This is a genomic window from Micromonospora musae, from assembly GCF_003626545.1.
In the GTDB taxonomy this organism is placed as follows: Bacteria; Actinomycetota; Actinomycetes; order Mycobacteriales; family Micromonosporaceae; genus Micromonospora; species Micromonospora musae.
In genome coordinates this window covers 1-3270 of record NZ_RAZS01000024.1, presented here as the reverse complement: position 1 = coordinate 3270, position 3270 = coordinate 1, and the positions used below count along the sequence as shown (strand labels likewise).

Below are 3270 nucleotides of genomic sequence, written 5' to 3'. Positions count from 1 at the left end.
GGCGCCAGGCATGGCCTGGCCTCGCATACCGGCCACTGTGGGTGGTGTTGGTGTGGGGCTGTGGGGTTGTGGGTTGGTTGTTTGTTGAGAATTGCACAGTGGACGCGAGCATCTTTGTGGTCAAGTTGTCAAGGGCGAACGGTGGATGCCTTGGCACCAGGAGCCGATGAAGGACGTGGGAGGCCGCGATAGGCCTGGGGGAGCTGTCAACCAAGCTGTGATCCCAGGGTGTCCGAATGGGGAAACCTGGCTGGAGTCATGTCCAGTCACCCACACCTGAACACATAGGGTGTGTGGGGGGAACGCGGGGAAGTGAAACATCTCAGTACCCGTAGGAAGAGAAAACAAAATGTGATTCCGTGAGTAGTGGCGAGCGAAAGCGGATTGAGGCTAAACCGGTTGCGTGTGATACCTGTCAGGGGTTGCGTGGTCGGGGTTGTGGGACCCTGCGACACAAGCTGACACTTGTGTGAGGAGTTACAAAGCCAGTTGCTAGTCGAACAGTCTGGGAAGGCTGACCGTAGACGGTGAGAGTCCGGTAGGCGAAAGTGGCTGGTCTTCTGTGGGTGTTCCCGAGTAGCGGCGGACTCCTGAAATCTGCCGTGAATCTGCCAGGACCACCTGGTAAGCCTAAATACTTCCTGGTGACCGATAGCGGACTAGTACCGTGAGGGAATGGTGAAAAGTACCCCGGGAGGGGAGTGAAATAGTACCTGAAACCGTTCGCCTACAATCCGTCGGAGCCTTTAGGGGTGACGGCGTGCCTTTTGAAGAATGAGCCTGCGAGTTAGTGGCATGTGGCGAGGTTAACCCGTGTGGGGGAGCCGTAGCGAAAGCGAGTCTGAACAGGGCGTTCAGTCGCGTGTCCTAGACCCGAAGCGGAGTGATCTAGCCATGGGCAGGCTGAAGCGCGGGTAAGACCGCGTGGAGGGCCGAACCCACCAACGTTGAAAAGTTGGGGGATGACCTGTGGTTAGGGGTGAAAGGCCAATCAAACTCCGTGATAGCTGGTTCTCCCCGAAATGCATTTAGGTGCAGCGTCGCGTGTTTCTTGCCGGAGGTAGAGCACTGGATGGTCTAGGGGGCCCACAAGCTTACCGAAATCAGCCAAACTCCGAATGCCGGTAAGTGAGAGCGCGGCAGTGAGACTGCGGGGGATAAGCTTCGTAGTCGAGAGGGAAACAGCCCAGATCACCAGCTAAGGCCCCTAAGCGTGTGCTAAGTGGAAAAGGATGTGGGGTCGCATAGACAACCAGGAGGTTGGCTTAGAAGCAGCCACCCTTTAAAGAGTGCGTAATAGCTCACTGGTCAAGTGGTTCCGCGCCGACAATGTAGCGGGGCTCAAGTACACCGCCGAAGCTGTGGCATTCACATTTTACTTCGCATGGTTCTTCGGGATCGTGTGCAGGTGTGTGGATGGGTAGGGGAGCGTCGTGCCGGGGGTGAAGCAGCGGAGTGATCCAGTTGTGGACGCGGCACGAGTGAGAATGCAGGCATGAGTAGCGAAAGAAGGGTGAGAAACCCTTCCGCCGGATGACCAAGGGTTCCAGGGCCAGGCTAATCCGCCCTGGGTGAGTCGGGACCTAAGGCGAGGCCGAGAGGCGTAGTCGATGGACAACGGGTTGATATTCCCGTACCCGCGAAGGAGCGACCCTGATGAACCTCGTTGTGCTAACCACCCGAGCTGCCGGCGACCTTCGGGTCAATGGTGGGGAGCGTGGGAACCTGGCGGGTAGTAGTCAAGCGATGGGGTGACGCAGGAAGGTAGCTGAGCCCGGCCGGTGGTTGTGCCGGGGTAAGCGTGTAGGCCGTGCTGTAGGCAAATCCGCAGCACACATAGGCTGAGACGTGATGCCGAGCCGATTCAGGTGAAGTCAGTGATCCTATGCTGCCGAGAAAAGCCTCTAGCGAGTTCCGAGCGGCCCGTACCCCAAACCGACACAGGTGGTCAGGTAGAGAATACCGAGGCGATCGGGCGAACTGTGGTTAAGGAACTCGGCAAATTGCCCCCGTAACTTAGGGAGAAGGGGGGCCGGAGACGTGAAGCCCCGCGCGGGTGGAGCGTTGTATGGCCGCAGAGAGCAGGGGGAAGCGACTGTTTACTAAAAACACAGGTCCATGCGAAGAAGTAATTCGATGTATATGGACTGACGCCTGCCCGGTGCTGGAACGTTAAGGGGACCTGTTAGCTCTTTCGGGGGCGAAGCGGAGAACTTAAGCGCCAGTAAACGGCGGTGGTAACTATAACCATCCTAAGGTAGCGAAATTCCTTGTCGGGTAAGTTCCGACCTGCACGAATGGCGTAACGACTTCCCCACTGTCTCAACCACAGGCCCGGCGAAATTGCATTACGAGTAAAGATGCTCGTTACGCGCGGCAGGACGGAAAGACCCCGGGACCTTTACTATAGCTTGACATTGGTATCTGAATTAGCTTGTGTAGGATAGGTGGGAGCCGGTGAAGTCCATACGCCAGTATGGGTGGAGGCAATCTTGAAATACCACTCTGGTTGATTTGGGTATCTAACTTCGGACCGTTATCCGGTTCAGGGACAGTGTCTGGTGGGTAGTTTAACTGGGGCGGTTGCCTCCTAAAAGGTAACGGAGGCGCCCAAAGGTTCCCTCAGCCTGGTTGGCAATCAGGTGTTGAGTGCAAGTACACAAGGGAGCTTGACTGTGAGACTGACAGGTCGAGCAGGGACGAAAGTCGGGACTAGTGATCCGGCACTTGCGTGTGGAAGCGGTGTCGCTCAACGGATAAAAGGTACCCCGGGGATAACAGGCTGATCTTCCCCAAGAGTCCATATCGACGGGATGGTTTGGCACCTCGATGTCGGCTCGTCGCATCCTGGGGCTGTAGCAGGTCCCAAGGGTTGGGCTGTTCGCCCATTAAAGCGGTACGCGAGCTGGGTTTAGAACGTCGTGAGACAGTTCGGTCCCTATCCGCCGTGCGCGTAGGATACTTGAGAAGGGCTGTCCCTAGTACGAGAGGACCGGGACGGACGAACCTCTGGTGTGCCAGTTGTCCCGCCAGGGGCACGGCTGGTTAGCTACGTTCGGAAGGGATAACCGCTGAAAGCATCTAAGCGGGAAGCTCGCTTCAAGATGAGGTATCCCACCCACTTTGTGGGGTAAGGCCCCCAGCTAGACGACTGGGTTGATAGGCCGGAAATGTAAGCCCGGTAACGGGTTCAGTTGACCGGTACTAATAGGCCGAGGACTTGACTACTAAGCTGCTACGCGTCCACTGTGCAACTCTGAACAAGCAACA

The 3270-nt window shown here is 57.0% G+C and carries 1 rRNA gene; it reads left to right on the top strand.

What is annotated here, in order from left to right:
• Window positions 1–118: 118 nt before the first annotated feature.
• Window positions 119–3228, top strand: a 23S ribosomal RNA gene (locus tag D7147_RS32015).
• The last annotated feature ends 42 nt before the right edge of the window (window positions 3229–3270 follow it).